This is a genomic window from Pseudochelatococcus sp. (genome assembly GCF_050946405.1).
Taxonomy (GTDB): domain Bacteria; phylum Pseudomonadota; class Alphaproteobacteria; order Rhizobiales; family Beijerinckiaceae; genus Pseudochelatococcus.
Map to the genome: position 1 here is coordinate 163,724 of NZ_JBMNUS010000009.1, position 22,713 is coordinate 186,436.

Consider the following 22,713-nt stretch of genomic DNA (forward strand, 5'->3'; position numbering starts at 1 on the left):
AAGGCCCGGATGGCCGTTCGGCTCGTCGTCGGGCCGACGACGGGAATGCCGCCTCAGATTAGTTCCGAGGTCATTTCCCGCGCCAGTTCGCCGATCGTCGAACGCAGCCATCTGTGAGCCGGGTCGTGGCGATAGCGAACGTGCCACGCCATCTGCACCGGAAACCTGCCGAGGTCGACGGGCGCAGGCAGCACCTTCAGGCGCGGATCGTGTTCGAGTATCCGGCAGACGAGGCGCGGCAGCGTCGCGCAGTAATCCGTGACGGCAAGCATCTCCGGCACGGCGAGGAAGTGCGTGACGGAAACGGCGACCTCCCGCTTGAGATTTTGCCGCTCCAGCGCCTGGAAGACGCCCGCGCGCAGCCGGCCCGGCGGGAGCACGTTCACATGCTTGAGCCCCTCGTATTGCTCTCGGGAAATACCGTCTCGAATGTCGGGATGGCCGCTCCGCACCACGCAGGCGAGTCCGTCGTCCAGAAGATGCTGGACGACCAGGCTGTCAGGCGGATCGATGATGCGGCCAAACACCATGGCGGTGGTGCCGGAAATGACGCCGGTCTCGGCAAGTCGATCGCCCTTGTTTGCCATGCACCGGGCGTCCTGCATCGCGTGACCAATCCCGACGGCACCCCGTTCGTCAAAGGCCGCTACGTCACCGGCTTCACCAACAGCGAGGAAGCGGCCGTCGGTCTCGCGGATGTCGTGCCCTTCCTGCTGGAGGACGAGTTCATCAGCCTCGGCGCGGTCTTCTCCAAGGTCAAGGATTGGGGTGTGCACGTCGTCGTTGACGGCGGGCTCATCACCGGCCAGAACCCGGCGTCGTCGGGCGAGGCGGCGGAGGCGCTTGTCGCTGCTCTGACGCAGACGAAGATCAGGGGCGCCTGAGCGATTGAAACATTACGATCCGCCGGCGGCTTGCGCCGGCGGATCGTGGACAGACGGGCACCCTGAAGCTTCTTCGTTGAAATGCCAAAACGCTATAAGATTTTGCTTTCAAGCGTTTTATTCAAGCTAAGGGGGCATCCGCCCTGCTTGAAAGCGCTTCAGGTGCGGCCGGGCAGCGCGCGGCCGAGGAAGTTTCGGATCAAGGCCGCGATCTCGCCGGCGTGGGTCTCCAGGGCGAAATGCCCGGTGTCGAGCAGATGGATTTCGGCGTCGGGAAGGTCGCGCTTGTAAGCTTCCGCGCCCGGCGGAATGAACGCGGGATCGTGGCGTCCCCAGGCGGCCAGGAACGGCGGGCGATGGTTGCGGAAGTACGACTGGAAGTCCGGGTAGAGCGCCACGTTGTTGCGGTAGTCGCGGATCAGGTCGAGCTGGATCTCCTCCGCGCCGGGCCGCGCCATGTAGGCGATGTCGAGTTCGTATCCATCCGGCGAGAGAAGTTCCGGCTCGGCCCCGGTGCCGTACTGCCAGTTCCTGATGGTGTCGGATGACAGCGACGGACGGCAGGCCTCCCGGTTCGCCTCGCTCGGCTCGCGCCAGTAGGCTTCCCACGCTCCCCATTCGTCGCTGAAGCCCTCGACATAGGCGTTGCCGTTCTGGCTGATGATCGCCGAGACCCGTTCGGGATGACGCATCGCCAGACGCAGACCGACCGGCGCGCCATAGTCGAAGATGTAAAGCGCGTAGCGATCGAGCGACAGGGCTTCGGTGAAACCTTCGATGACATCGGCAAGGCGGTCGAAACTGTAGTCGAACGTCCCGCGCGGCGGCGCCCTGGTCTGACCGAAACCGGGCAGATCGGGCGCGATCACCCGGTAACGATCCGCGAGAAGCGGGATCAGGTCGCGAAACATGTGGCTGGCGGTGGGAAAGCCGTGCAGCAGCAGGATGACCGGCGCGTCGGCCGGCCCCGCCTCGCGGTAGAAAACGTCCACTTCACCGACTTGCCGGAATTTATACCGTGTTGGCTTGATGTTGGATTGCATTTCGGGTGTTCCTCCGAAGATGTGGCAAGGATCGTGCTCCGGTGGCCGCTAGACGTGGCCGGGAATGCGCGCGATCACCTTGATCTCGAAATCGAAGCCCGAGAGCCAGGTGACGCCCACGGCCGTCCAGTTGGGATAGGGAGCTTCGGGGAAGACTTCGCTCTTCACCCGCATGACGGTCTCCAATTGTTTTTCCGGGTCCGTGTGGAAGCTCGTCACGTCCACGATATCGTCGACGGTGCAACCGCCGGCGGCGAGGACTGCCTTCAGATTGGCGAACGCCAACCGGATCTGGGCTTCGAGATCCGGCTCGGCGGAACCGTCGGGACGGCTGCCGACCTGGCCTGAAACAAACAGCAGATCGCCGGAGCGGATGGCCGCCGAATAGCCGTTGATCTCGTAAAGCGCCTGCCGATCGGCGGGAAAGACGGGAGTGCGTTGCGTCATGGTCGGGTCCTCTCGGAATTTGTGCTCGTCAATGAAAGTGTTGATCGCGGCAGCGAAGTTACACGATCAATGAATGATCGCGGTGACGCGGATCTCGAAACGCATCGTCGGCAGGCCCAAAGCCTCGACCCCTACCTGCGTCCAGATCGGCGCGTGGTTCGGCATGTATTGGCGGTACAGCCTGACGATCGTCTCGTTGACGATCGGCGGGAAGCCGCCGACATGATACGTGTTCACGTGCACGACATGGTCCCACGTTGCGCCAGCTGCCGCCAGAATCAATCCGATATTGCGGAAAGCGGCGGCAATCTCTTCATCGATGGCCTCGGGGATTTCCAGATCATCGTTCCAGCCGCCCTGACCGGACGTCTCGACCCGGTTCCCGATCTTGACGGCGTTCGAGAAGTGCAGGCTTTCGCGAAATTTTTCGCCGAAGCCGGGCGTGACGATGAATTCGGGCTTTTCCATTGTGTGTCTCCCCATGTCGGAGTTCAGCGTCCGGTCATCACGAACGGAAGCACGAGCGAAGCCGCTGCCAGTGTCGTGCCGGCGACCAGCGAGATTGTCGCGTAGGCGCTGAAGTTACCGCTCGGCATCGTGTCCGCGATGTGAAGCTGCACCGTCGCCACGAGATTATCGAGAACGATGTCTTCGTTTCTGGCGTCGAACAGTTCCTCCAGTTCCCTTCTGGCTGTCGGAAACGGATCCCGGAGAAGATCGGTCGCGACTTTCGCCGCGAGAGAAAGAGCCTTCGCGGCCCATAGCGCCGATGCCAGAAGAAGGCCCAGACCGGATAACGCAAGCCCGGCGGGGACGGGCTGCATCCATCCGGCCGCTTGCGGACTGCCGCGGAGCATCGCCGCGAAGACCGTGACGAAACCGGCCATGGCGGCGATCGATAGCGTCAGCATCACCCTTGTATGAGACACGACGAGCGCGCGCGAGCCATTGGATTGTTCGAGATAGATCTTCACCAGCGTTTCGAGCGCGAATCTCCTCGCTTCGAACCCCAGGCGGCGATCTTCCTCCTGCATCGCGGGTGCAGGCGTATCGGATACGGGTCCCATTCTCCAAGCGTGCCCTCTCCAAGCGTGCCCTCTTCAAGCGTGCCCTCTTCAAGCGGGTTTGCATCGCGAGCGTCGAAAACTGGCTTGCGCAATTACGTAAACACGTTTAATAAACAGTGTCAAATAAACACGAGGCCGATGAACGCGAGGATGGACGATGCCGCGACCAGCCATGACGCCCGAGCAGACCGAGGAGGTGCGCCGCCGCATTCTTCACGAGGCGGCCTTGATCGTTGCCGAGGAGGGGATCGGCGCGTTGTCCATGCGATACCTGGCGTCGAAGGTGGGCATGACGGGCGGCGCGCTTTACCGGTATTTCCCGAGCCGGCAGGATCTGATCCTCGCGCATTTCAGCATCGGCATGAACGATCTCTATGAGCAGTTGATGGCGGGCTGCGTGTCTACCGACCCGCTGACGGCATTGCGGGATTACGCGCTCTCCTACGCGGATTTCGCGCTGTCCGATCCCATCCGGTTCCGGCTGATGTTTCTGGAGGACAACAAGGCGACCGAGAATGCCGGCGTGAAGGTCGAGACGGTTGCCGCCGTCTATGCGGAGTTCGTCCGGCGCATGACGGCCGCCATGGAGGCGCGGGCGCTCGCCGCCGGCGAGCCGAAGCCCACGACCGATGTTCTGTGGGCGGGCCTGCATGGTGCGGTCACGCTTGCCATCGTTTCACCGGAAATGGATCTCGGCGAGCCGAGAGCGTTCATCGAGCGAACGGTCGATACCATTCTGAGAGGGCTTTCACGCGAGGAGCGACACCATGGATATCCTTAAACTCGGTGCGGTCGCGCTCGCGGCCGCGCTTGTCGTCGGCTGTTCCCCGGAGGAGGAGGCGGAGCCCAAAGCTCTCCGCGTCGTCCAGGTCGTCGAGGCGCGCGCGGAAACCGTCGAGCAGTCGTTCAGCCAGGTCGGCGAGATCCGGCCCTACCACGACACGGCGCTGAGCTTCCGTCTGAACGGGATGCTCGCGACGAGGCTTCGCCTCGGGGAAACCGTGCGCGAGGGAGACGTGCTGGCGGTTCTGGACAAGCGGCCGGCGGAAAACGACCTGCGCGCCGCGCGGGCGGAACTGGCGGCGGCGAATGCGGCCCTGTCCCTTGCGGCGCTCTCGTCCGAACGCCAGCGCGTTCTGTTCGAGCGCAATGCGGCCGCGCGCGCCGTCGTGGAGGATGCGGACGCCAATCTGGCATCGACGCACGCGCGCGTCGATGTCGCGACCGTCGCGGTCGAGCGGGCGGAGGACGCGCTGTCCTACACGGAGCTTCGCGCCCCCCACGAGGGAACGATCTCGGCCGTCGAGGCCAATCGGGGCGAAGTCGTCGCGGCGGGGCAGGTCGTTCTTCGTCTGGTGACGGAGAATCGGCGGCATGCGGTGTTCGACGTGCCCGAGGTCCTCTACAGGACGACGCCCGAAGACGCGACGATCACACTGCGACTCGTCACGGATCCCGGCGTCGTCGCCACGGGAAGGATCGATGAAGTCGCGCCTCAGGCGGACCGGTCGACCCGCAGTTATCGCGTCAAGGTCACGGTGGACGGGAATGGAGCGCCGATGCCGTTCGGGGCGCCTGTCATCGGCACTCTCGTGTTGGGCAGGGACGCGCTCTTCAAGCTGCCCGCCCCGGCCCTGACGACTTCCGAAAGCGGGTCGGCGGTTTTCGTCGTCGACGGTCAAACCGGCACGTTGCATCGCCGCCCCGTTCAGGTGTCGCGCTTCGACGAGCGCTTTCTGTATGTGTCGGCCGGGCTGGAGGCGGGAGAGCGCGTCGCCGTGACGGGTGTCGCGAAATTGCGTGACGGCGAGCAGGTTCGCATTCGTGAAGGGGCGCGCTGATGTCCGGCGACACGCAGACCACCCGCCGTCGTTTCAACCTCTCCGCGTGGACCTTGCGCCACCGGTCCTTCGTCGTCTTCCTGATGCTGGCGACCCTGCTTGCCGGCGCGTTGAGCTACATGCGGCTGTCCCGCAACGAGGACCCGCCCTTCACGATCAAGACCATGGTGGTCGCGGCCAACTGGCCGGGGGCGACCACGGCCGACACGGTGCTTCTCCTGACCGAGCCGCTGGAGAAGAAGCTGGCCGAGACGGCCTATCTCGACTACACGCAGAGCTATACCCGTCCCGGAAAATCCGTGATCTTCGTCAATCTCAAGGACGATGCCCCGCCGGGCGAGATCGCTGAGGTCTGGTATCAGGTTCGCAAGAAGGTCGGCGATCTTTCGCCGGTGCTGCCGCAGGGCATACAAGGCCCTTGGCTGGACGACGAGTTCGGCGACACGTTCGGCAGCATTTTCGCTTTCACCGCCGACGGTTTCACGCATCGCGACCTGCGAGACCGCGTCGACGACATCCGCAACCAGCTTCTCTCCGTGCCCGACATCGGCAAGGTCAATCTCCTCGGCGTGCAGGAGGAGGAAATCGTCATCGCGTTCTCGGCCGCGCGGCTTGCGGCCTTCGGCCTCGACGAGGCGGCGGTGATCGCGGCCATCAGGGCCCAGAACGCCGTCGCACCGGCCGGTGAACTCAAGACGGACGAGGACAGGATCATTTTCCAGGTCAGCGGCGCGCTGGCGTCGGAAGAGAGCCTGCGCGAACTCGTGTTGCGGATCGACGGCCGGTTCGTCAGGCTCGTCGACATTGCCGACGTCCGGCGCGGACTGGTCGACACGCCCGCTCCCGGCGTGCGCGTCAACGGCGAGACGGTGATCGCCCTTGCCATCTCGATGAGGGAAGGCGGCAACCTGATCGAATTCGGCGCGAAACTCCGGGAGAGGATGGCGCAGATCGAGGCCGGCCTGCCGCCCGGCATCGCGGTCGTGCAGGTCGCCGATCAGTCCACCGTGGTGCGCGACGCCATCGGCGGCTTCGTGAAGGTTCTGCTCGAAGCCATCGCGATCGTGCTCGCCGTCTCCTTCCTGTCGCTGGGCATGAGGGCGGGCCTCGTCATCACGGCGGCGATCCCGCTGGTGCTGGCCATGACCTTCGTCGGCATGGAGATGGCGGGCATCGGCCTGCAACGGATTTCGCTCGGAGCGCTGATCATCGCGCTCGGGCTGCTCGTCGACGACGCCATGATCACGGTCGAGAGCATGGTCGGCCAGTTGGAGATCGGGCGCGCCAAGGATCTCGCGGCGGGCCACGCCTACGAGACCACGGCCTTCCCCATGCTGACGGGCACGCTCGTCATGATCGCCGGCTTCATTCCCGTCGGCTTCGCGGCGTCCAGCGCCGGGGAGTATACCTACTCGCTGTTCATGGTCGTGCTGATCTCGCTCTCCGCCTCCTGGATCGTCGCCGTCCTGTTCGCGCCGCTCCTCGGGATGTGGCTCCTGCCGGACAGGATGAAGCATGCCGGGCATGGCGAGGGGCCGGTTCTGCGCGTCTATCGCCGCGTGCTGGAGGCGGCGATGCGCGGGCGGATCGCCACGCTGGCGCTGTTTGTCGCGGCGTTCGCGGCGGCCGTCTTCGGCGCGACGAAACTGGAGGAGCAGTTCTTTCCCGCATCCGACCGTCCCGAACTTCTGGTCAGCCTGAACCTGCCGCAGAACGCCTCCCGCGAGGCCACGGAAAGCCGGGCGCGCCAGCTCGAGGCCCTGCTGGAGAACGACCCCGGCGTGCAGCATTTCACGACCTATGTCGGCGCGGGCTCGGTCCGCTTCTATCTGCCGATGGACGTTCTGCTCGACAACGACAATGTGTCGCAAACCGTGATCGTCACGCGCGGCGTGCGCGAGCGCGACGAGGTGCAGGGGCGTCTTGCGGCTTTCTTCGCGGAGCAACACGCCGATATCGTCACCCGTGTGTCGCCGCTGGAGGTGGGACCGCCGGTCGGATGGCCGGTCCGTTTCCGCGTCCTCGGGCCGGACTACGCGGTCGTGAAGCGCTTGAGCGCTGACGTGGCGGGCATCGTCGCCGCAGACAGCCGCACGGCCGACATCAACCTTACGGCGGGCGAACCGCAGCGCAGGGTCCGTGTCGAGTTGAACCAGATCGAGGCGCGCGCGCTGGGCATCAGCTCGCAATCGGTCGCCACCGAGATCGCGGCGACGATCGCCGGCGCGTCCGTGACATCCATCAGGGACGGCAACCGGATGATCGACGTCGTCATCCGCGGCGGGATCGACGATCGCTCGTCCGTCCGCGCCATCGAGGACCTGCATTTCCGCGCTGCGTCCGGCGCCAGCATCCCGCTGCGTCAGATCGCGACGGTGGCCCACGGAATGGACGAACCCGTGATCTGGCGCCGCTCGGGCAACGCGATGGTCATCGTCCAGGCGGATGTCGGGAATGGCATCCAGCCGGCGACGGTCGCTCTCGATATCGATCGTGCGCTCGATCCCGTCCGCGCGCAACTCCCGATCGGCTATTCGATCGAGATCTCCGGCGTGGTCGAGGAAGCCGCCAAGGGCACGAACTCGATCCTCGCCGTTCTGCCCGCCATGGCGTTCGTCATCTTCGCGCTGCTGATGGTCCAGCTCCAGAGCTTCGCTCGCACGGGGCTCGCCATCCTGATGGCGCCGTTCGGTCTCATCGGTGTCGTCACCGCGATGCTGCCGACGGGCACGCCGATGGGCTTCGTGGCGCAGCTCGGCGTCATCGCATTGGCCGGCATGATCATCCGCAACGCCGTGATCCTGATTCAGGAGGTCGACGAGAACGTCCGTCGCGGGGAGGATCCGTGGAAGGCGGTCATCCACGCTTCCACCCATCGCGCAAGGCCCATCGTCCTGACGGCGCTTGCCGCCATGCTCGGCATGGTGCCGATCGCCTTCCAGATCTTCTGGGGGCCGATGGCCTTCGCCATCATCGGCGGCTTGTTTGTCGCGACCATCGCCACGCTTCTCCTGCTGCCGTGCCTCCTGCTCTGGCTCCTTCTCCACGAGCAGCGCGGCAAGATGATGGAAGAGCCGGTCGACACGCTTGCAACGTCCTGATGCGCTTTATTTATCGGGCGTCGATTTTCTTGGCCGGGGGCATCGCCCCTTGGCCGGAGTGTCGACGCAAAAGTAAAATAATATGACTATTCAGCTCAGGAGACGCATGCTATAACGATTCCACCGTAAGCGCCCGAAAGCGGCGCGGCGGTGAAAATCGGGAGAAACGCCAATGTCTTTCAGGGCCTTGTTGCTGGCCGGCGCGCTTTCGGGCGCGGTTCTGGCCACCGGCGCGCATGCCGCCGACCTCACTATCGGTTTCTCGCAGATCGGTTCGGAATCGGGCTGGCGCGCGGCCGAAACCAACGTTTCGAAAGCCGAAGCGAAGCAGCGCAACATCAACCTCAAGATCGCAGACGCCCAGCAGAAGCAGGAAAACCAGATCAAGGCTATCCGTTCCTTCATCGCCCAGGGTGTGGACGCCATCTTCCTCGCGCCCGTCGTCGCCACCGGATGGGATACGGTGCTGAAGGAGGCGAAGGAGGCCGAGATTCCGGTGGTGCTGCTCGACCGGGATATCGACCCTTCCGGCAAGGATCTCTATCTCACCGCCGTGACCTCCGACAGCGTGCACGAGGGCCGGGTGGCCGGCGAGTGGCTGGCGGAGACGGTGGGCGACAAGCCCTGCAACGTCGTCGAATTGCAGGGAACGGTCGGCGCCAGCGTGGCCACCAACCGCAAGAAGGGCTTCGAGGAAGGCATCGCCGGGCATGCCGACATCAGGATCGTCCGCACCCAGACCGGCGACTTCACCCGCGCCAAGGGCAAGGAAGTGATGGAAAGCTTCATCAAGGCCGAGGGCGGCGGCAAGAATATCTGCGCGGTCTACGCCCATAACGACGACATGATGGTCGGCGCGATTCAGGCGCTCAAGGAAGCGGGTCTGAAGCCCGGCGCCGAGATTCTCACCGTTTCCATCGACGCCGTTCCCGATATCTTCAAGGCCATCGCGGCGGGCGAGGCCAACGCCACGGTCGAGCTGACGCCGAACATGGCCGGCCCGGCGTTCGATGCGGTTATCGCGTACAAGGCGAGCGGCACCGTGCCGCCGAAGTGGATCCGGACGGAGTCGAAGCTCTACACCGCCGCCGACGATCCGCAGGGCGTCTACGACAGCAAGAAGGATCTCGGCTACTGAGCCGTGCGCCTCGCGGGTGCCGGCCGGGCCGGCGCCCGTTCGCTGCGCGCGTCCGACCGATCCTTTATTTCCGCGAGCGGTATCATGTCATCCGACGACACACCTCTGCTGGAACTGCGTGGTTTCCGCAAATCCTTTGCCGGCTTCGTTGCCCTCGATAACGTCGACCTGACGCTGGGAAAGGGGGAGATCCACGCCTTGCTCGGCGAGAACGGGGCGGGAAAATCGACCCTGATCAAGACGCTGACGGGCGTCGTGGCGCGTGACGCCGGCGTGTTGCGTCTCGATGGAATTGAGATCGCGCCCCGCTCGGTGGGTGAGGCGACGGCGGCCGGCATCGCCACGGTCTATCAGGAGGTCAATCTGGCGCCGAACCTGTCGGTGGCGCAGAATCTTTTCCTCGGCCGCCAGCCGACCCGTTTCGGGCTGGTGCGCGAGGGCGAGATGCGTCGCCGCTCCCGCGCGCTGCTCGCCGGTTTCGGCCTCGATATCGACGTCGCGGCCCCGCTGGAGAGCTATTCGGTCGCGATCCAGCACATCGTCGCCATCGCCCGCGCGGTCGATCTGTCTGCCCGCGTGCTGATCCTCGACGAACCGACGGCCAGTCTCGACGCCAACGAGGTCGAGACGCTGTTCGCCGTCATGCGCCAGTTGGCGGCGCGCGGCATCGGCATCGTTTTCGTCACCCATTTTCTCGATCAGGTCTATGCGATCTGCGATCGCATCACCGTGCTGCGCAACGGCCGGCTCGCCGGCACCGCTGCCACCGCGGACCTGCCGCGCCTCGAACTCGTGAAGCTGATGCTCGGGCGCGAACTCGGCCACGCCACCGCCGCGCGCGCGCCGCGACCGGCGGCGGGCGAGGGGGAGCCCGCGCTTGCCGCTTTCGAGGGCTTTGGCAAGGCCGGCTACATGACACCCTTCGATCTCAAGTTGCGGCCGGGCCATGTGGTCGGCCTTGCCGGCCTTCTCGGTTCCGGCCGCACGGAGACGACGCGTCTCGTTTTCGGCGCGGAGCGCGCAGACTGCGGCGCTGCAATTGTCGACGGGCGGCGGGTGGTGCTCGCCGGTCCGCGCGATGCGCTGCGCCTCGGTTTCGGTTATTGCCCGGAGGAGCGCAAGACGGAGGGCATCGTCCCGGAGCTGAGCGTGCGCGAGAACATCGTGCTGGCGCTTCAGGCGCGCCGCGGCGTCCTCAACCCGCTCTCGCGCCGCGAGCAGGACGAAATCGCCCGCCGTTTCATCCGCCTGCTCGATATCCGCCCGGCCGATCCCGAGCGGCCCATCGGCCTGCTCTCCGGCGGCAACCAGCAGAAGGCGCTGCTCGCGCGCTGGCTCGCGACCGGGCCGCGCCTGCTGATCCTCGACGAACCGACGCGCGGCATCGATGTCGGCGCCCACGCCGAGATCATCGCGCTCATCCGCTCCCTGTGCGCGGAGGGCATGGCGCTGCTGGTGGTCTCGTCGGAGCTTGAGGAGATCGTCACCTACGCCGACGAGGTGATCGTGCTGCGTGACCGCGTGCATGTCGCGAGGCTCAGGGGCGAGGCGATCAGCGTTCCCGGCATCCTGGCGGAAATCGCCGCCGATACGCCGCGAGCGGCATGATGGAGGGGCGCGTCATGCCGGTTCGTTCCATTCCTTCTCGTTTCATACCGCTTCGCCTTCCCCGCACGGGGGTCTCGCAGGTCGTGGCTCTCGTCGCCATTCTCATGGTGAACTGGCTGGTGTCGCCGCAGTTCTTCGACATACGCTTTCAGGACGGGCGGTTGTTCGGCAGCCTCATCGACGTGCTCAACCGCGGCGCGCCGGTGGCGTTGCTGTCGCTGGGCATGGTGCCGGTCATCGCCATGCGCGGCATCGATCTTTCGGTCGGCGCGGTCATGGCGATCGCGGGCGCCATCGCCGCGAGCCTCGCCGACAGCCATGCGCTGCCCGTCGTGCTGGCGGCGGCGCTGGGCGCGGGGCTCGTGTGCGGGTTGTGGAACGGTTTTCTCGTCGCCGTGCTCGGCATCCAGCCGATCGTCGCGACCCTCATCCTGATGGTGGCGGGTCGCGGCATCGCCCAGTTGATCACGGAAGGGCGCATCGTCACCTTCACGTCCCCCGATCTCGCCTGGATCGGCGGCGGATCGGTGCTCGGCCTGCCGACGCCGGTCGCCATCACCTTCGCCATGCTGGCGCTGACGCTTTTCGTCATGCGCGGCACCGCGCTCGGGCTGCTCATCGAGGCGACCGGCGGCAATACGCGGGCGAGCGCGCTCGCGGGCGTCGGCACCCGGCTCATCACCATCGCGGTCTATGTGTGGTGCGGGCTGTGCGCGGCGCTGGCGGGCATCATCGCGGCGGCGGATATCCTCGGCGCCGACGCCAACAACGCCGGGCTGTGGCTTGAACTCGACGCCATCCTCGCCGTGGTGATCGGCGGCACCTCGCTCTTCGGCGGGCGCTTCAGCCTCGTGCTGGCGGTGGTCGGCGCGCTCATCATCCAGGCGATGAACACCGGCATCCTTTTGTCGGGATTTCCGCCCGAAACGAACCTCGTCGTCAAGGCGCTGGTCGTGCTCGTCGTGCTGCTGGCGCAGTCGCCGCGCCTTGCGGGCCTTGGCACTCTCTTCAGCAGGAGGCGCTCATGAGCCGTCTGATGCCCGTTCTCGCCACCACGATCGTTTTCCTGCTCGGCTTCCTGCTCTGCTCGCTCCAGTTCCCGAACTTCGCGTCGCTGCGGGTGGTGATGAACCTGCTCACGGACAACGCCTTTCTGGGCATCGTCGCGGTCGGCATGACCTTCGTCATCATCTCGGGCGGCATAGACCTGTCGGTCGGCGCGGTGATCGGCTTCACCACGGTGTTTCTCGCCATTGCGATCGAGCATTACGGCGTGCCGCCGCTTGCGGCTTTTGTCGCGGTTCTCGTCGTCTGTGCGCTGTTCGGCGCGGCGATGGGCGCGGCGATCGAGTATTTCGCGCTGCCGCCTTTCATCGTCACGCTCGCCGGCATGTTTCTGGCGCGCGGCACGAGCTTCCTGCTGTCGACGGAATCGATCCCGATCAACGCGCCGTTCTTCGCCGATCTCGCCGGCCACGCCATCCGGCTCGCGGCAGGCGCGCGGCTGACGGTTCCGGCGATGATCATGCTGGCGGTGGTGGCGGGGGGCATCGTGCTGCTGCACTTCACCCGCTTCGGCGCCACCGTCTACGCGCTCGGCGGCAACCGCGCCTCCACCGCGCTGATGGGCGTGAACACGCGGCGCGCCACCATCCTCATCTACATGCTGTCGAGCGGGCTGGCCGGCCTCTCCGGCATCGCGTTCACGCTCTACACGTCGAGCGGCTATTCGCTGTCGGCGGTGGGCGTGGAACTCGACGCCATCGCGGCCGTGGTGATCGGCGGGACGCTGTTGTCAGGCGGCCACGGCTTCGTCTTCGGCACTTTCGTGGGCGTTCTGATACAGGGGTTGATCCAGACCTACATCAGCTTCGACGGGTCGCTGTCGAGCTGGTGGGCCAAGATCGCCACCGGCCTGCTCCTGTTCGCCTTCATCGGCTTCCAGCAGGCCACTCTCCACCTGGCGCGCCGTTCGCGTCCGCGTCCCGCAGGAGCCATGCAACCATGACATCGCCGATCATCGTCATTCCGGCCCGGCGCGCTCATTCCAACCACGAGGAGGTGGCGCGCACCATCGGCATCGACATCATTTCCGGCCGCTACCCGGACGGCGCCAAACTGCCGGGCGACGCCGAACTGACGGAGCTGTTCGGCGTATCCCGCCCGGTGCTGCGCGAGAGTGTCAAGACGCTGGTCGCCAAGGGCCTGCTGACCACCCGGTCGCGCGTCGGCACGGTGGTGCGGGAGCGCGCGGCCTGGAACATGTTCGACTCCGACGTGCTCGCCTGGCATCTCGACGCCGGCATCGACAAGCGCTTCCTGCGCGACCTCGCCGACATCCGTCTCGCGGTCGAGCCGCGTGCCGCGGCGCTCGCCGCCGAACGCCGCGGCGAAGATGACATCGCGGTGATGCGGGCGGCCGTCGCGCGCATGCACGGCGAGGCGGGAGGCCCCTCGGACGGTTTCGCCGAAGCGGACCTCAGCCTGCATCTCGCGGTCGCCAATGCCTCGGGCAATCCGTTCATGCGCTCCATCGGGGCGGTGATCGAGGCGGCGCTGCGCGCTTCTTTCGTGCTCAGCGCGCCGGTCAGCGCCCGCGACTACGACATCACCGTCGCCGCTCACGAACGCATTGTCGACACGATCGCCGAGGGCGACCCCGAAGCGGCGGCGGCGGCGATGACGAACGTGATCTTCAACGGTCTGCGCCGCCACGGCGCGGCAAGCTGAACGGAACGACGGACATGAGTGACGAAAAACCGGGAAAGAAGCCGTTGCGCAGCCAGGCGTGGTTCGGCCGGCAGGACAAGATGGGCTTCTACTACCGCTCCTTTCTCAAGAACAGCGGCACGCCGCAGGATCAGTTCGAGAACAAGCCGGTCATCGGCATCTGCAACACCTGGTCGGAGCTGACGCCCTGCAACATCCATTTCCGCACCATCGCGGAGCATGTGCGCCTCGGCGTGCTGGAGGCGGGCGGCTATCCGCTGGAGTTCCCGGTGTCGTCGCTGGGCGAAGTCACGATGCGGCCGACCGCCATGCTCTTCCGCAATCTCGCCTCCATGGACGTGGAAGAGGCGATCCGCGCCCATCCGCTCGACGGCGTGGTGCTGCTGATGGGCTGCGACAAGACCACGCCGGCGCTGCTCATGGGCGCGGCTTCCGCCGACCTGCCCGCCATCGGCGTTTCCGGCGGCCCGCAGTTGCGCGGCGTCTATCGCGGCGAGATCATCGGTTCCGGCACCAACATCATCTCGATGAGCGAGCAACTGCGCGCCGGCGAGATCGCGCTCGATGAGTTCCATGAGGCGGAGGCCGGCATGAACCGCTCCGCCGGCAGTTGCATGACCATGGGCACGGCCTCGACCATGGCGTCGATGGTGGAGGCGCTCGGCCTCGGCCTGCCGCAGAACGCGGCGATTCCCGCCGCGGATGCGCGCCGCAACCTGCTCGCGCGCATGGCGGGGCGGCGCATCGTGGACATGGTGCGCGAGGATCTGAAGCCCTCCGACATCCTCGTCCGCGAGGCTTTCGAGAACGCGATCCGGACGCTTGCCGCCATCGGCGGCTCGACCAACGCCGTGGTGCATCTGCTCGCGATCGCGGGGCGGGTCGGCGTGGAACTGACGCTCGCGGATTTCGACCGGCTCGGCCATGACGTGCACTGCCTCGTCAACCTGATGCCGTCGGGCCGCTTCCTGATGGAGGATTTTTATTACGCGGGCGGTCTGCCGGCCGTGCTGAAGACGCTGGGCGAGCAGGGCCTTCTGCATCGCGATGCGCTGACGGTGAACGGGCGGACGATGTGGCAGAACGTCAAGGACGCGCCCTGCTGGAATGCCGAGGTGATCACGCCGTTCGAAGCGCCGTTCAAGCCGGAGGCCGGCATCGCCATTCTCACCGGCAATCTCGCGCCCGATGGCGCGGTGATCAAGCCGTCCGCCGCCTCGCCGGAGCTGATGCGCCACACCGGGCGCGCCGTCGTGTTCGAGAGCGTGGAGGAGATGCACCACGCGGTGAACGACGAGGCGCTCGATATCGACGCCTCCTGCATCATGGTGCTGAAGAACTGCGGGCCGAAGGGCTATCCCGGCATGGCCGAGGTCGGCAACATGCCGCTGCCGGCCAAGCTCCTGCGCGCGGGCGTGCGCGACATGATCCGCATTTCGGACGCCCGCATGTCCGGCACCGCCTACGGCACCGTCGTTCTCCATGTCGCGCCGGAAGCGACTGCCGGCGGCCCGCTGGCGCTGGTGAAGAACGGCGATCTCATCACCCTGGACGTGCCGGCCCGCTCACTGCACCTGCATGTGAGCGACGAGGAACTCGCCGCCCGGCGCGCCGCCTGGACGCCGCCCGCGCCGCACACCGACCGCGGCTACACGAAGCTCTATGTCGATCACGTGCTTCAGGCCGATCGCGGCGCGGATTTCGACTTTCTCGTCGGCCGCTCCGGTTCGCCGGTGCCGCGCGACAACCATTGATTGCGAGGTGATACGATGCCGAACTCCGCGACGACCTCTCCCGCCGCTCCCCGCTACAAGGGTGTCTTTCCCGTCGTGCCGACGGTGTTCGATGCCGACGGCCGGCTCGATCTCGCCGGCCAGAAGCGTGCCGTCGACTTCATGATCGATGCCGGCTCGCATGGCCTGTGCATCCTGGCCAATTATTCCGAGCAGTTCGTGCTCACCGACGAGGAGCGCGACCGGGTTACGGATGCCGTGCTGGCGCATGTCGACGGGCGCGTGCCCGTCATCGCCACGACGACCCATTTCGCCACCGCCGTCTGCGCGGAACGCTCGCGCCGGGCCGAGGCCATGGGCGCGGCGATGGTGATGATCATGCCGCCCTATCACGGGGCGACCTTCCGCGTGCCGGAAACGGCGATCTACGATTTCTATCGCGGCGTCTCCGACGCCATCTCCATCCCGATCATGGTGCAGGACGCGCCGGTCGCCGGCACGCCGCTTTCGGTGCCCTTCCTCGCGCGCATGGCGAACGAGATCGAAAACCTGTCGTATTTCAAGATCGAGGTGCCGCAATCAGCCGCCAAGCTGCGGGCGCTCATCGAACTGGGGGGCGAGGCGATCGAGGGGCCGTGGGACGGTGAGGAAGCCATCACCCTCATGGCCGATCTCGACGCTGGCGCCACGGGCGCCATGACCGGCGGCGGCTATCCCGACGGCATCCGCCAGATTACCGACGCCTGGTTCGCCGGCGACAGGGAAGCCGCCGCCGATGCCTATCAGCGCTGGCTGCCGCTCATCAATTACGAAAACCGCCAGTGCGGCCTCGCCGCCTGCAAGGCGCTGATGAAGGAGGGCGGGGTGATCGCACACGACACCGTGCGCGCCCCGCAACCGCCGATGCATCCGGCCACCCGCGCGGGCCTCGTCGAGATCGCCCGGCGGCTCGATCCGCTCGTGCTGAAATGGGGACGTTGAATCATGATGACAGGTGCCATTCTTGCAGGATCGCGAGAGATCGCAGGCGAAGCCGTCTTCCGCGCCATCGGTCCGGCGCGTGACCTGTCCGAGACGGGAGCGCGTTCATGAGCCCGATCCGTCTCGCCATCGTCGGTCTCGGCAAGATCGCCCGCGACCAGCATCTCCCCGCCATCGCGGCGACGGACGGCATCGAACTCGTCGCCGTCGCCAGCCGCAACGCCGGGCTTGACGGCGTGCCCCGTTTCGACACACTGGAAGAACTGCTGGCGCATGGTCCGCAGGTCGACGCGGTGGCGCTGTGCACACCGCCGCAGGTGCGCCGTGAACAGGCGGCCACGGCGCTTGCGGCAGGCAAGCATGTGCTGCTGGAGAAGCCGCCCGGCGCGACGGTGAGCGAAATCGCTCCGCTCCTGGCGGCGGCGCAGCGCAACGGCAAGACCCTGTTCGCCACGTGGCATTCGCGCTTCGCGCCGGCGGTGGAGCCGGCGCGTGAGCTGCTCGCCGGGCGCGGGATCCGCTCGGTAGCGGTGGTGTGGAAAGAGGATGTGCGCGTCTGGCATCCGGGGCAGGACTGGATCTTCGAGCCCGGCGGGCTCGGCGTTTTCGATCCCGGCATCAATGCCTTGTCCATCCTGACGCGCCTGTTGCCGCGCCCGTTCTTCCTGACGGGGGCCACGCTCGCCTTCCCGGAGAATCGGGATGCGCCGATCGCAGCCACGCTTTCCTTCGCCGACGATGCCGGGCTGCCGATCCGGGCCGAGCTGGACTTCCTGCAAACCGGACCGCAGACGTGGGACATCCATGTGGAGACGGATGCCGGCGGGCTGACGCTGTCGGGCGGCGGCGCGCGCCTTCTGGAAGAAGGGCGCGTGCTGGTGAACGAGAAGGAGGCGGAGTATTCCGGCATCTATGCACGTTTCGCCGCGCTTGTCGCGGGCGGAGCGTCCGATGTCGATCTCGCGCCGCTGATCCACGTGGCGGATGCCTTCATGCTCGGGCGACGCGCCGTCGTCGCCCCGTTCGACTGGTGAGCGCCATGGCCGCATCCTCATGCATACGGGAGGCTTTCGGGAGGCTGCCTGACGGGCGCGCCGTCGAGCGGCTGCGATTGCGCGGCGGCGACGGCTTCGAGGTCGGCGTCATCACCTGGGGCGCGGCGGTGCAGGCGCTGCACGCGCCGGACCGCGACGGACGGCTCGCGGATATCGTGCTCGGCCATGATGGCCTCGATCCCTATGTCGCGCGGCGGAGCTTTTTCGGCGCGACGGTCGGACGCTACGCCAACCGCATCGCCGGCGCGGCCTTCACGCTTGACGGCGTCGCCCATGCGCTCGCAGCCAATAACGGCCCGAACGCTCTTCATGGCGGCCGGGAAGGCTTCGACCGCCGGTTGTGGACCGTCGAGGCGGCGGGCGGCGATCCCGTTCCGTCGGTCGCGCTCTCCCTCGTCAGCCCGGACGGCGAGGAAGGCTATCCCGGCACGTTGCATGCGCGCGTCACCTACGCCCTGACCGGCCCCACGGAACTGTCGATCACCTTCGAGGCCGTCACGGACCGGCCGACACTCGCCAACCTGACGCATCACGGCTTCTTCAACCTTGCCGGGGCGGAGCAGGGGAGCGACATTCTCGGCCATGTCCTGACGCTCCACGCCGACGACTATCTGCCGGTCGACGCCGGCGCGATACCGCTCGGCAGGCCCGCGCCCGTGGCGGGGACGCCGTTCGACTTCCGCACGGCGCAGCCGATCGGCGCGCGCATTCGCGAAGCTCACGCGCAACTGGAACGCGGACGGGGATACGATCACAACTATTGCCTCGCCGGCGGGTGCGCGGCGCGGCCGCGTCTCGCCGCCCGCGTGGAGCATGCGGCCTCGGGGCGCGTGATGGAACTGTTTACCGATCAGCCCGGCCTGCAATTCTATTCCGGCAATTTTCTCGATGGCGGAACGCCGGGCAAGCTCGGGCGGCTCTACCGGCAGTCGGACGGGTTCTGTCTCGAACCGCAATGCTGGCCGGATGCGCCCAACCGCCCGGATTTTCCCGGCGCGCGGCTCGATCCGGGCCAGACCTATCGCCATGTCTCGATCTATCGGTTCTCCGCCGCCTGAGAGCACCGCGCGGCGAAGCATGGCGGAAGACAGGCCGCGCGCCGCGATAAAGGGCGCGCGGCATCGCTGACCAACGGCACGCGGGAAAGCGGCCGGCAAATACAACGGGGAGACGGACATGAAACGCCTGATGATGACCCTTTCGGCCCTTGCGCTCGGCGCGCTGGCTTTCGCCGGCCCGGCCACGGCGCAGGAGAAAGCCTCGGTCGGCATCGCCATGCCGACCAAATCCTCCGCCCGCTGGATCGCGGACGGCAACAACATCGTCAATGTGCTGAAGGAGCGCGGCTACGACACCGATCTGCAATACGCCGAGGACGACATTCCCAACCAGTTGTCGCAGATCGAGAACATGGTGACCAAGGGCGCGAAGGTGCTGGTGATCGCGTCCATCGACGGCACCACCCTGTCGGACGTGCTCGCCCAGGCCAGCGCCGGGGGCATCAAGGTCATCGCCTATGACCGCCTCATCCGCGACACGCCGCACGTCGACTATTACGCGACCTTCGACAACTTCCAGGTCGGCGTGTTGCAGGCGCAGTCGCTGCTCAAGGGGCTCGGCTATCCCGAGAACAAGGGGCCGTTCAACATCGAGCTGTTCGGCGGCTCGCCCGACGACAACAACGCCTATTTCTTCTACGACGGCGCGCTTTCCGTGCTGCGGCCGCTGATCGACGCCGGCACGCTGACGATTCCGAGCGGCCAGACAGGCATGGACAAGGTCTCCACCCTGCGCTGGGACGGCGCCACGGCGCAGGCGCGCATGGACAACCTGCTCAGCGCCTACTACGGCGACAGGAAGCTCGACGGCGTGCTCTCGCCTTATGACGGGCTGTCCATCGGCATCCTTTCCTCGCTCAAGGGCGTGGGCTACGGCAGCGGCGGCGAGAAGATGCCGGTCGTCACCGGCCAGGACGCCGAGGTGCCTTCCGTGAAGTCCATCCTTGCCGGCGAGCAGTATTCGACCGTCTTCAAGGACACGCGCGAACTCGCCCGCGTCACCGCCGACATGGTGGATGCCGCGTTGAGCGGCCGGGACGTCGAGGTGAACGATACCAAGACCTATGACAACGGCGTGAAGGTGGTGCCGTCCTATCTGCTCAGGCCCGTCGAGGTCGACAAGGACAACTGGCGGCAATTGCTGGTCGACAGCGGCTATTACCGGCAAGGCGAGATCGATTGAGGCCCCGGCTCCGCGACGGGGCGGGCCGCCGCCGTCGCGGGACTCCCGATCATCGAACAGGGAGGGACATATGAACGCTCTTCTGGAAATGCGGGGCATCAGCAAGCACTTCGCCGGCGTGAAGGCGTTGAGCGACGTCAGCTTCACGGTCGCGCCGGGCGAGGTTCACGCGCTCGTCGGCGAGAACGGCGCGGGCAAGTCGACGCTCATGAAGGTGCTGAGCGGCGTCTATCCCCACGGTTCCTACGACGGCGCCATCGTCTTCGACGGTGAAGAGCGGCGCTTTCGCGACATTTCCGATTCCGAAGCGATCGGCATCATCATCATCCATCAGGAACTCGCGCTTGTCCCGCTGATGTCGATTGCGGAAAATATCTTTCTGACTCATCCGCCCGCCCGCTTCGGCATCATCGATCGGGACGCCGTGCGCCGGCGCACCCGCGAGCTGCTGGCCAAGGTGGGCCTGGCCGAATCCCCGGACACGCTCGTCACCGATATCGGCGTGGGCAAGCAACAACTGGTGGAAATCGCCAAGGCGCTGTCGAAGCGGGTGCGCCTGCTCATCCTCGATGAGCCGACCGCGAGCCTGTCCGAGAAGGACAGCGCGGCGCTGCTCGACCTCTTGGCCGAATTTCGCGCGCAGGGCATTTCGTCCATCCTGATCTCGCACAAGCTCAACGAAATCGCGCGCATCGCCGACCGCATCACCGTGCTGCGCGACGGGCGCACCGTCGACACGCTCGACTGCCGCGACGGCGCGGTGGAGGAAGACCGCATCATCCGCAGGATGGTGGATCGCGATCTGGAGCATCGCTACCCGAAGCGCACGCCGAAAATCGGCGAGACGATCCTGAAGGTGTCCGGCTGGTCGGTGTTCCACCCCCTCCATGCCGAGCGGCAGGTGATCAAGGGCGTCGATTTTTCGGTGCGGCGCGGCGAGATCGTCGGCATCGCCGGGTTGATGGGCGCGGGGCGCACCGAGTTCGCCATGAGCGTCTTCGGGCGCTCGTGGGGCCGGAAGATTTCCGGCCGGGTGGAGATCGAGGGCCGGGAAGTCGACGTCTCGACGGTGCGGCGCGCCATCGACGCCGGTCTCGCCTATGTCACGGAAGACCGCAAGCAACTGGGCCTTCTGCTTTCGGAGGATGTGCGCAAGAACATCACGCTCGCCAATCTCGACGGCATCGCCGCCGCCCGCGTCCTCGACGACATGCGGGAATTGCGCGTCGCCTCGGATTATCGCAACCGCATGCGCATCCGCTGTCACAGCGTCTACCAGGAGACCGGCAAGCTTTCCGGCGGCAACCAGCAGAAGGTCGTGCTGTCCAAATGGCTGTTCACCGATCCCAAGGTGTTGATCCTCGACGAGCCGACGCGCGGCATCGATGTCGGCGCGAAATATGAAATCTACTGCATCATCAACGAACTGGCGGATGCCGGCAAGGGCGTCGTGGTGATCTCCTCGGAGATGCCGGAGCTGCTCGGCATCTGCGACCGCATCTGCGTCATGAACGAGGGAGCCTTCGTCGGCGCGTTTCCGGCGGCTGGCGCGACGCAGGAGATGATCATGCGCGCCATCATGCGCAAAGAATGATCAAGAGATATGGGTCATCGAGGAAAAAGGGGAAACAGCCCCGAAGGGAGGACAGGGCCATGAGCGACAAGACAGCCGCGCTGCCGGAAAGCCCCCGGCATACCGGGTTCGTCAAGAACAACCTGCGCGAATACGGCATGCTGCTCTCGCTGTGCGTGATCATGCTGTTCTTCGAGGTGATGACCAACGGCACGCTGCTGCGGCCGCTGAACCTCACCAACCTCGTGTTGCAGAACAGCTATATCGTCATCATGGCGCTGGGCATGCTGCTCGTCATCGTCACCGGGCACATCGATCTCTCGGTCGGTTCGGTGGCCGGCTTCATCGGGGCGGTGGCGGCGGTGCTGATGGTGAAGCTCGGCGTGCACTACATTCCCGCCGCTCTCATCTGCCTCGCGCTCGGGGGGCTTATCGGGGCGGCGCAAGGCTATTGGGTCGCCTATTTCAAGATTCCGTCCTTTATCGTCACGCTGGCCGGCATGCTGGTGTTCAAGGGGCTGGCGCTCGCCATCCTCGCCGGGCAGTCGGTCGGTCCCTTTCCGCCGCAGTTCCAGAAACTGTCGTCCGGCTTCATCCCGGAGCTGGTGCCGGGCGCGGGCGCGCTCCATCCCACGTCGCTGCTCATCGGCGCGGCCCTGGCGCTGGCGATCGTCTGGCAGAACGTCCGCGCCCGCGCCCGGCAGGAGAACCACGGTATCGAAACGGAGCCTTACGGCTTCTTTCTGGTCAAGAACCTCGCGTTCTTCAGCATCATCGTCTACTTCGCCTATCTGATCGCCTCGCACCGCGGCCTGCCCAACGTGCTGGTGATCATGACGGCGCTCGTCGCGCTCTACGCCTTCATGACGACGCGCACCACCATCGGCCGGCAGATCTACGCGGTCGGCGGCAACGAAAAGGCGGCCAAGCTCTCCGGCATCAAGACCGAACGGCTGACTTTTCTCACCTTTGTGAACATGGGTGTGCTGGCCGCGCTCGCCGGCCTCGTGTTCGCGGCGCGGCTGAACACGGCGACGCCCAAGGCCGGCCTCGGCTTCGAGCTTGATGTGATCGCGGCCTGCTTCATCGGCGGCGCTTCAGCCTACGGCGGCGTGGGGCGCGTGGGCGGCGCGGTGATCGGCGCGCTCATCATGGGCGTGATGAACAACGGCATGTCGATCCTCGGCATCGGCATCGATTACCAGCAGGTGATCAAGGGCCTCGTGCTCCTCGGCGCCGTATGCCTCGACGTCTACAACAAGCGGAAATAG

Annotated in this window: 19 protein-coding genes and 2 pseudogenes; 16 read left to right on the plus strand and 5 right to left on the minus strand. The window is 66.2% G+C overall.

Features of this window, described 5'->3' with window-relative positions; translation table 11 throughout:
- Positions 1-53: 53 nt before the first annotated feature.
- Positions 54-575: pseudogene (locus ACOYJQ_RS14460) on the minus strand (LysR substrate-binding domain-containing protein); the annotation flags it as partial.
- Here ACOYJQ_RS14460 and ACOYJQ_RS14465 point away from each other — a divergent pair.
- Positions 561-884 (plus strand): annotated as a pseudogene (locus ACOYJQ_RS14465) (type 1 glutamine amidotransferase domain-containing protein); the annotation flags it as partial. The pseudogenes ACOYJQ_RS14460 and ACOYJQ_RS14465 overlap by 15 nt on opposite strands.
- Before the next feature lie 158 nt (positions 885-1,042).
- Here the strand turns inward: ACOYJQ_RS14465 and ACOYJQ_RS14470 are convergent.
- The 4 genes from ACOYJQ_RS14470 to ACOYJQ_RS14485 form a co-directional block, all read right to left on the minus strand.
- Positions 1,043-1,927 carry an alpha/beta fold hydrolase gene (locus ACOYJQ_RS14470; protein ID WP_433459334.1) on the minus strand — a complete coding sequence of 295 codons (885 nt, stop codon included), beginning with the start codon at positions 1,925-1,927 and terminating at the stop codon, positions 1,043-1,045.
- Positions 1,928-1,975: 48 nt separating this feature from the next.
- Positions 1,976-2,374, minus strand: a complete 399-nt coding sequence (locus ACOYJQ_RS14475) for a RidA family protein (RefSeq protein WP_433459335.1) — start codon at positions 2,372-2,374, stop codon at positions 1,976-1,978.
- Between the two features lie 66 nt (positions 2,375-2,440).
- Complete coding sequence (locus ACOYJQ_RS14480; RefSeq protein ID WP_433459337.1) at positions 2,441-2,842, minus strand: RidA family protein; 402 nt, start codon at positions 2,840-2,842, stop codon at positions 2,441-2,443.
- 23 nt (positions 2,843-2,865) lie between these two features.
- Positions 2,866-3,348, minus strand: coding sequence for a hypothetical protein (locus ACOYJQ_RS14485; RefSeq protein ID WP_433459339.1), 483 nt, complete (start codon positions 3,346-3,348; stop codon positions 2,866-2,868).
- 250 nt (positions 3,349-3,598) lie between these two features.
- Here ACOYJQ_RS14485 and ACOYJQ_RS14490 point away from each other — a divergent pair, with 250 nt between their 5' ends.
- The 15 genes from ACOYJQ_RS14490 (at position 3,599) to mmsB (ending at position 22,713) form a co-directional block, all read left to right on the plus strand.
- Positions 3,599-4,222: a TetR/AcrR family transcriptional regulator gene (locus ACOYJQ_RS14490; protein WP_433459340.1), complete on the plus strand. Its 624-nt coding sequence runs from the start codon at positions 3,599-3,601 to the stop codon at positions 4,220-4,222.
- Positions 4,209-5,282 (plus strand): efflux RND transporter periplasmic adaptor subunit, encoded by a 1,074-nt coding sequence (locus tag ACOYJQ_RS14495; RefSeq protein ID WP_433459342.1) that lies wholly within the window; start codon positions 4,209-4,211, stop codon positions 5,280-5,282. The genes ACOYJQ_RS14490 and ACOYJQ_RS14495 overlap by 14 nt, the downstream gene beginning before the upstream one ends.
- Positions 5,282-8,383 (plus strand): efflux RND transporter permease subunit, encoded by a 3,102-nt coding sequence (locus ACOYJQ_RS14500; protein WP_433459343.1) that lies wholly within the window; start codon positions 5,282-5,284, stop codon positions 8,381-8,383. The genes ACOYJQ_RS14495 and ACOYJQ_RS14500 overlap by 1 nt, the downstream gene beginning before the upstream one ends.
- Before the next feature lie 172 nt (positions 8,384-8,555).
- Positions 8,556-9,521 (plus strand): galactofuranose ABC transporter, galactofuranose-binding protein YtfQ, encoded by a 966-nt coding sequence (ytfQ, locus tag ACOYJQ_RS14505; protein ID WP_433459345.1) that lies wholly within the window; start codon positions 8,556-8,558, stop codon positions 9,519-9,521.
- Positions 9,522-9,605: 84 nt separating this feature from the next.
- A complete protein-coding gene (locus ACOYJQ_RS14510; RefSeq protein ID WP_433459346.1) occupies positions 9,606-11,129 on the plus strand; it encodes a sugar ABC transporter ATP-binding protein in 1,524 nt (507 codons plus the stop codon).
- Positions 11,130-11,173: 44 nt separating this feature from the next.
- Complete coding sequence (locus ACOYJQ_RS14515; RefSeq protein ID WP_433459377.1) at positions 11,174-12,157, plus strand: ABC transporter permease; 984 nt, start codon at positions 11,174-11,176, stop codon at positions 12,155-12,157.
- Positions 12,154-13,137 carry a galactofuranose ABC transporter, permease protein YjfF gene (yjfF, locus tag ACOYJQ_RS14520; protein WP_433459347.1) on the plus strand — a complete coding sequence of 328 codons (984 nt, stop codon included), beginning with the start codon at positions 12,154-12,156 and terminating at the stop codon, positions 13,135-13,137. Before ACOYJQ_RS14515 ends, yjfF begins: the two co-directional genes overlap by 4 nt.
- The gene (locus ACOYJQ_RS14525; protein WP_433459349.1) at positions 13,134-13,859 is read left to right on the plus strand and encodes a FadR/GntR family transcriptional regulator; all 726 of its coding nucleotides are present in this window, start codon (positions 13,134-13,136) and stop codon (positions 13,857-13,859) included. The genes yjfF and ACOYJQ_RS14525 overlap by 4 nt, the downstream gene beginning before the upstream one ends.
- A 14-nt stretch (positions 13,860-13,873) precedes the next feature.
- Entirely contained in the window at positions 13,874-15,613 is a 1,740-nt protein-coding gene (locus ACOYJQ_RS14530; RefSeq protein WP_433459351.1) for an IlvD/Edd family dehydratase, read from the plus strand.
- Positions 15,614-15,628: 15 nt separating this feature from the next.
- Positions 15,629-16,573: a dihydrodipicolinate synthase family protein gene (locus ACOYJQ_RS14535; RefSeq protein ID WP_433459352.1), complete on the plus strand. Its 945-nt coding sequence runs from the start codon at positions 15,629-15,631 to the stop codon at positions 16,571-16,573.
- A 107-nt stretch (positions 16,574-16,680) separates the two neighbouring features.
- Positions 16,681-17,607 carry a Gfo/Idh/MocA family protein gene (locus tag ACOYJQ_RS14540; RefSeq protein WP_433459353.1) on the plus strand — a complete coding sequence of 309 codons (927 nt, stop codon included), beginning with the start codon at positions 16,681-16,683 and terminating at the stop codon, positions 17,605-17,607.
- A 5-nt stretch (positions 17,608-17,612) separates the two neighbouring features.
- Entirely contained in the window at positions 17,613-18,686 is a 1,074-nt protein-coding gene (locus tag ACOYJQ_RS14545; RefSeq protein ID WP_433459355.1) for an aldose epimerase family protein, read from the plus strand.
- A 118-nt stretch (positions 18,687-18,804) separates the two neighbouring features.
- A complete protein-coding gene (gene chvE, locus ACOYJQ_RS14550; RefSeq protein ID WP_433459357.1) occupies positions 18,805-19,869 on the plus strand; it encodes a multiple monosaccharide ABC transporter substrate-binding protein in 1,065 nt (354 codons plus the stop codon).
- Positions 19,870-19,939: 70 nt separating this feature from the next.
- Positions 19,940-21,463, plus strand: coding sequence for a multiple monosaccharide ABC transporter ATP-binding protein (gene mmsA / locus ACOYJQ_RS14555; RefSeq protein ID WP_433459359.1), 1,524 nt, complete (start codon positions 19,940-19,942; stop codon positions 21,461-21,463).
- A 59-nt stretch (positions 21,464-21,522) separates the two neighbouring features.
- Positions 21,523-22,713: a multiple monosaccharide ABC transporter permease gene (gene mmsB, locus ACOYJQ_RS14560; protein ID WP_433459360.1), complete on the plus strand. Its 1,191-nt coding sequence runs from the start codon at positions 21,523-21,525 to the stop codon at positions 22,711-22,713.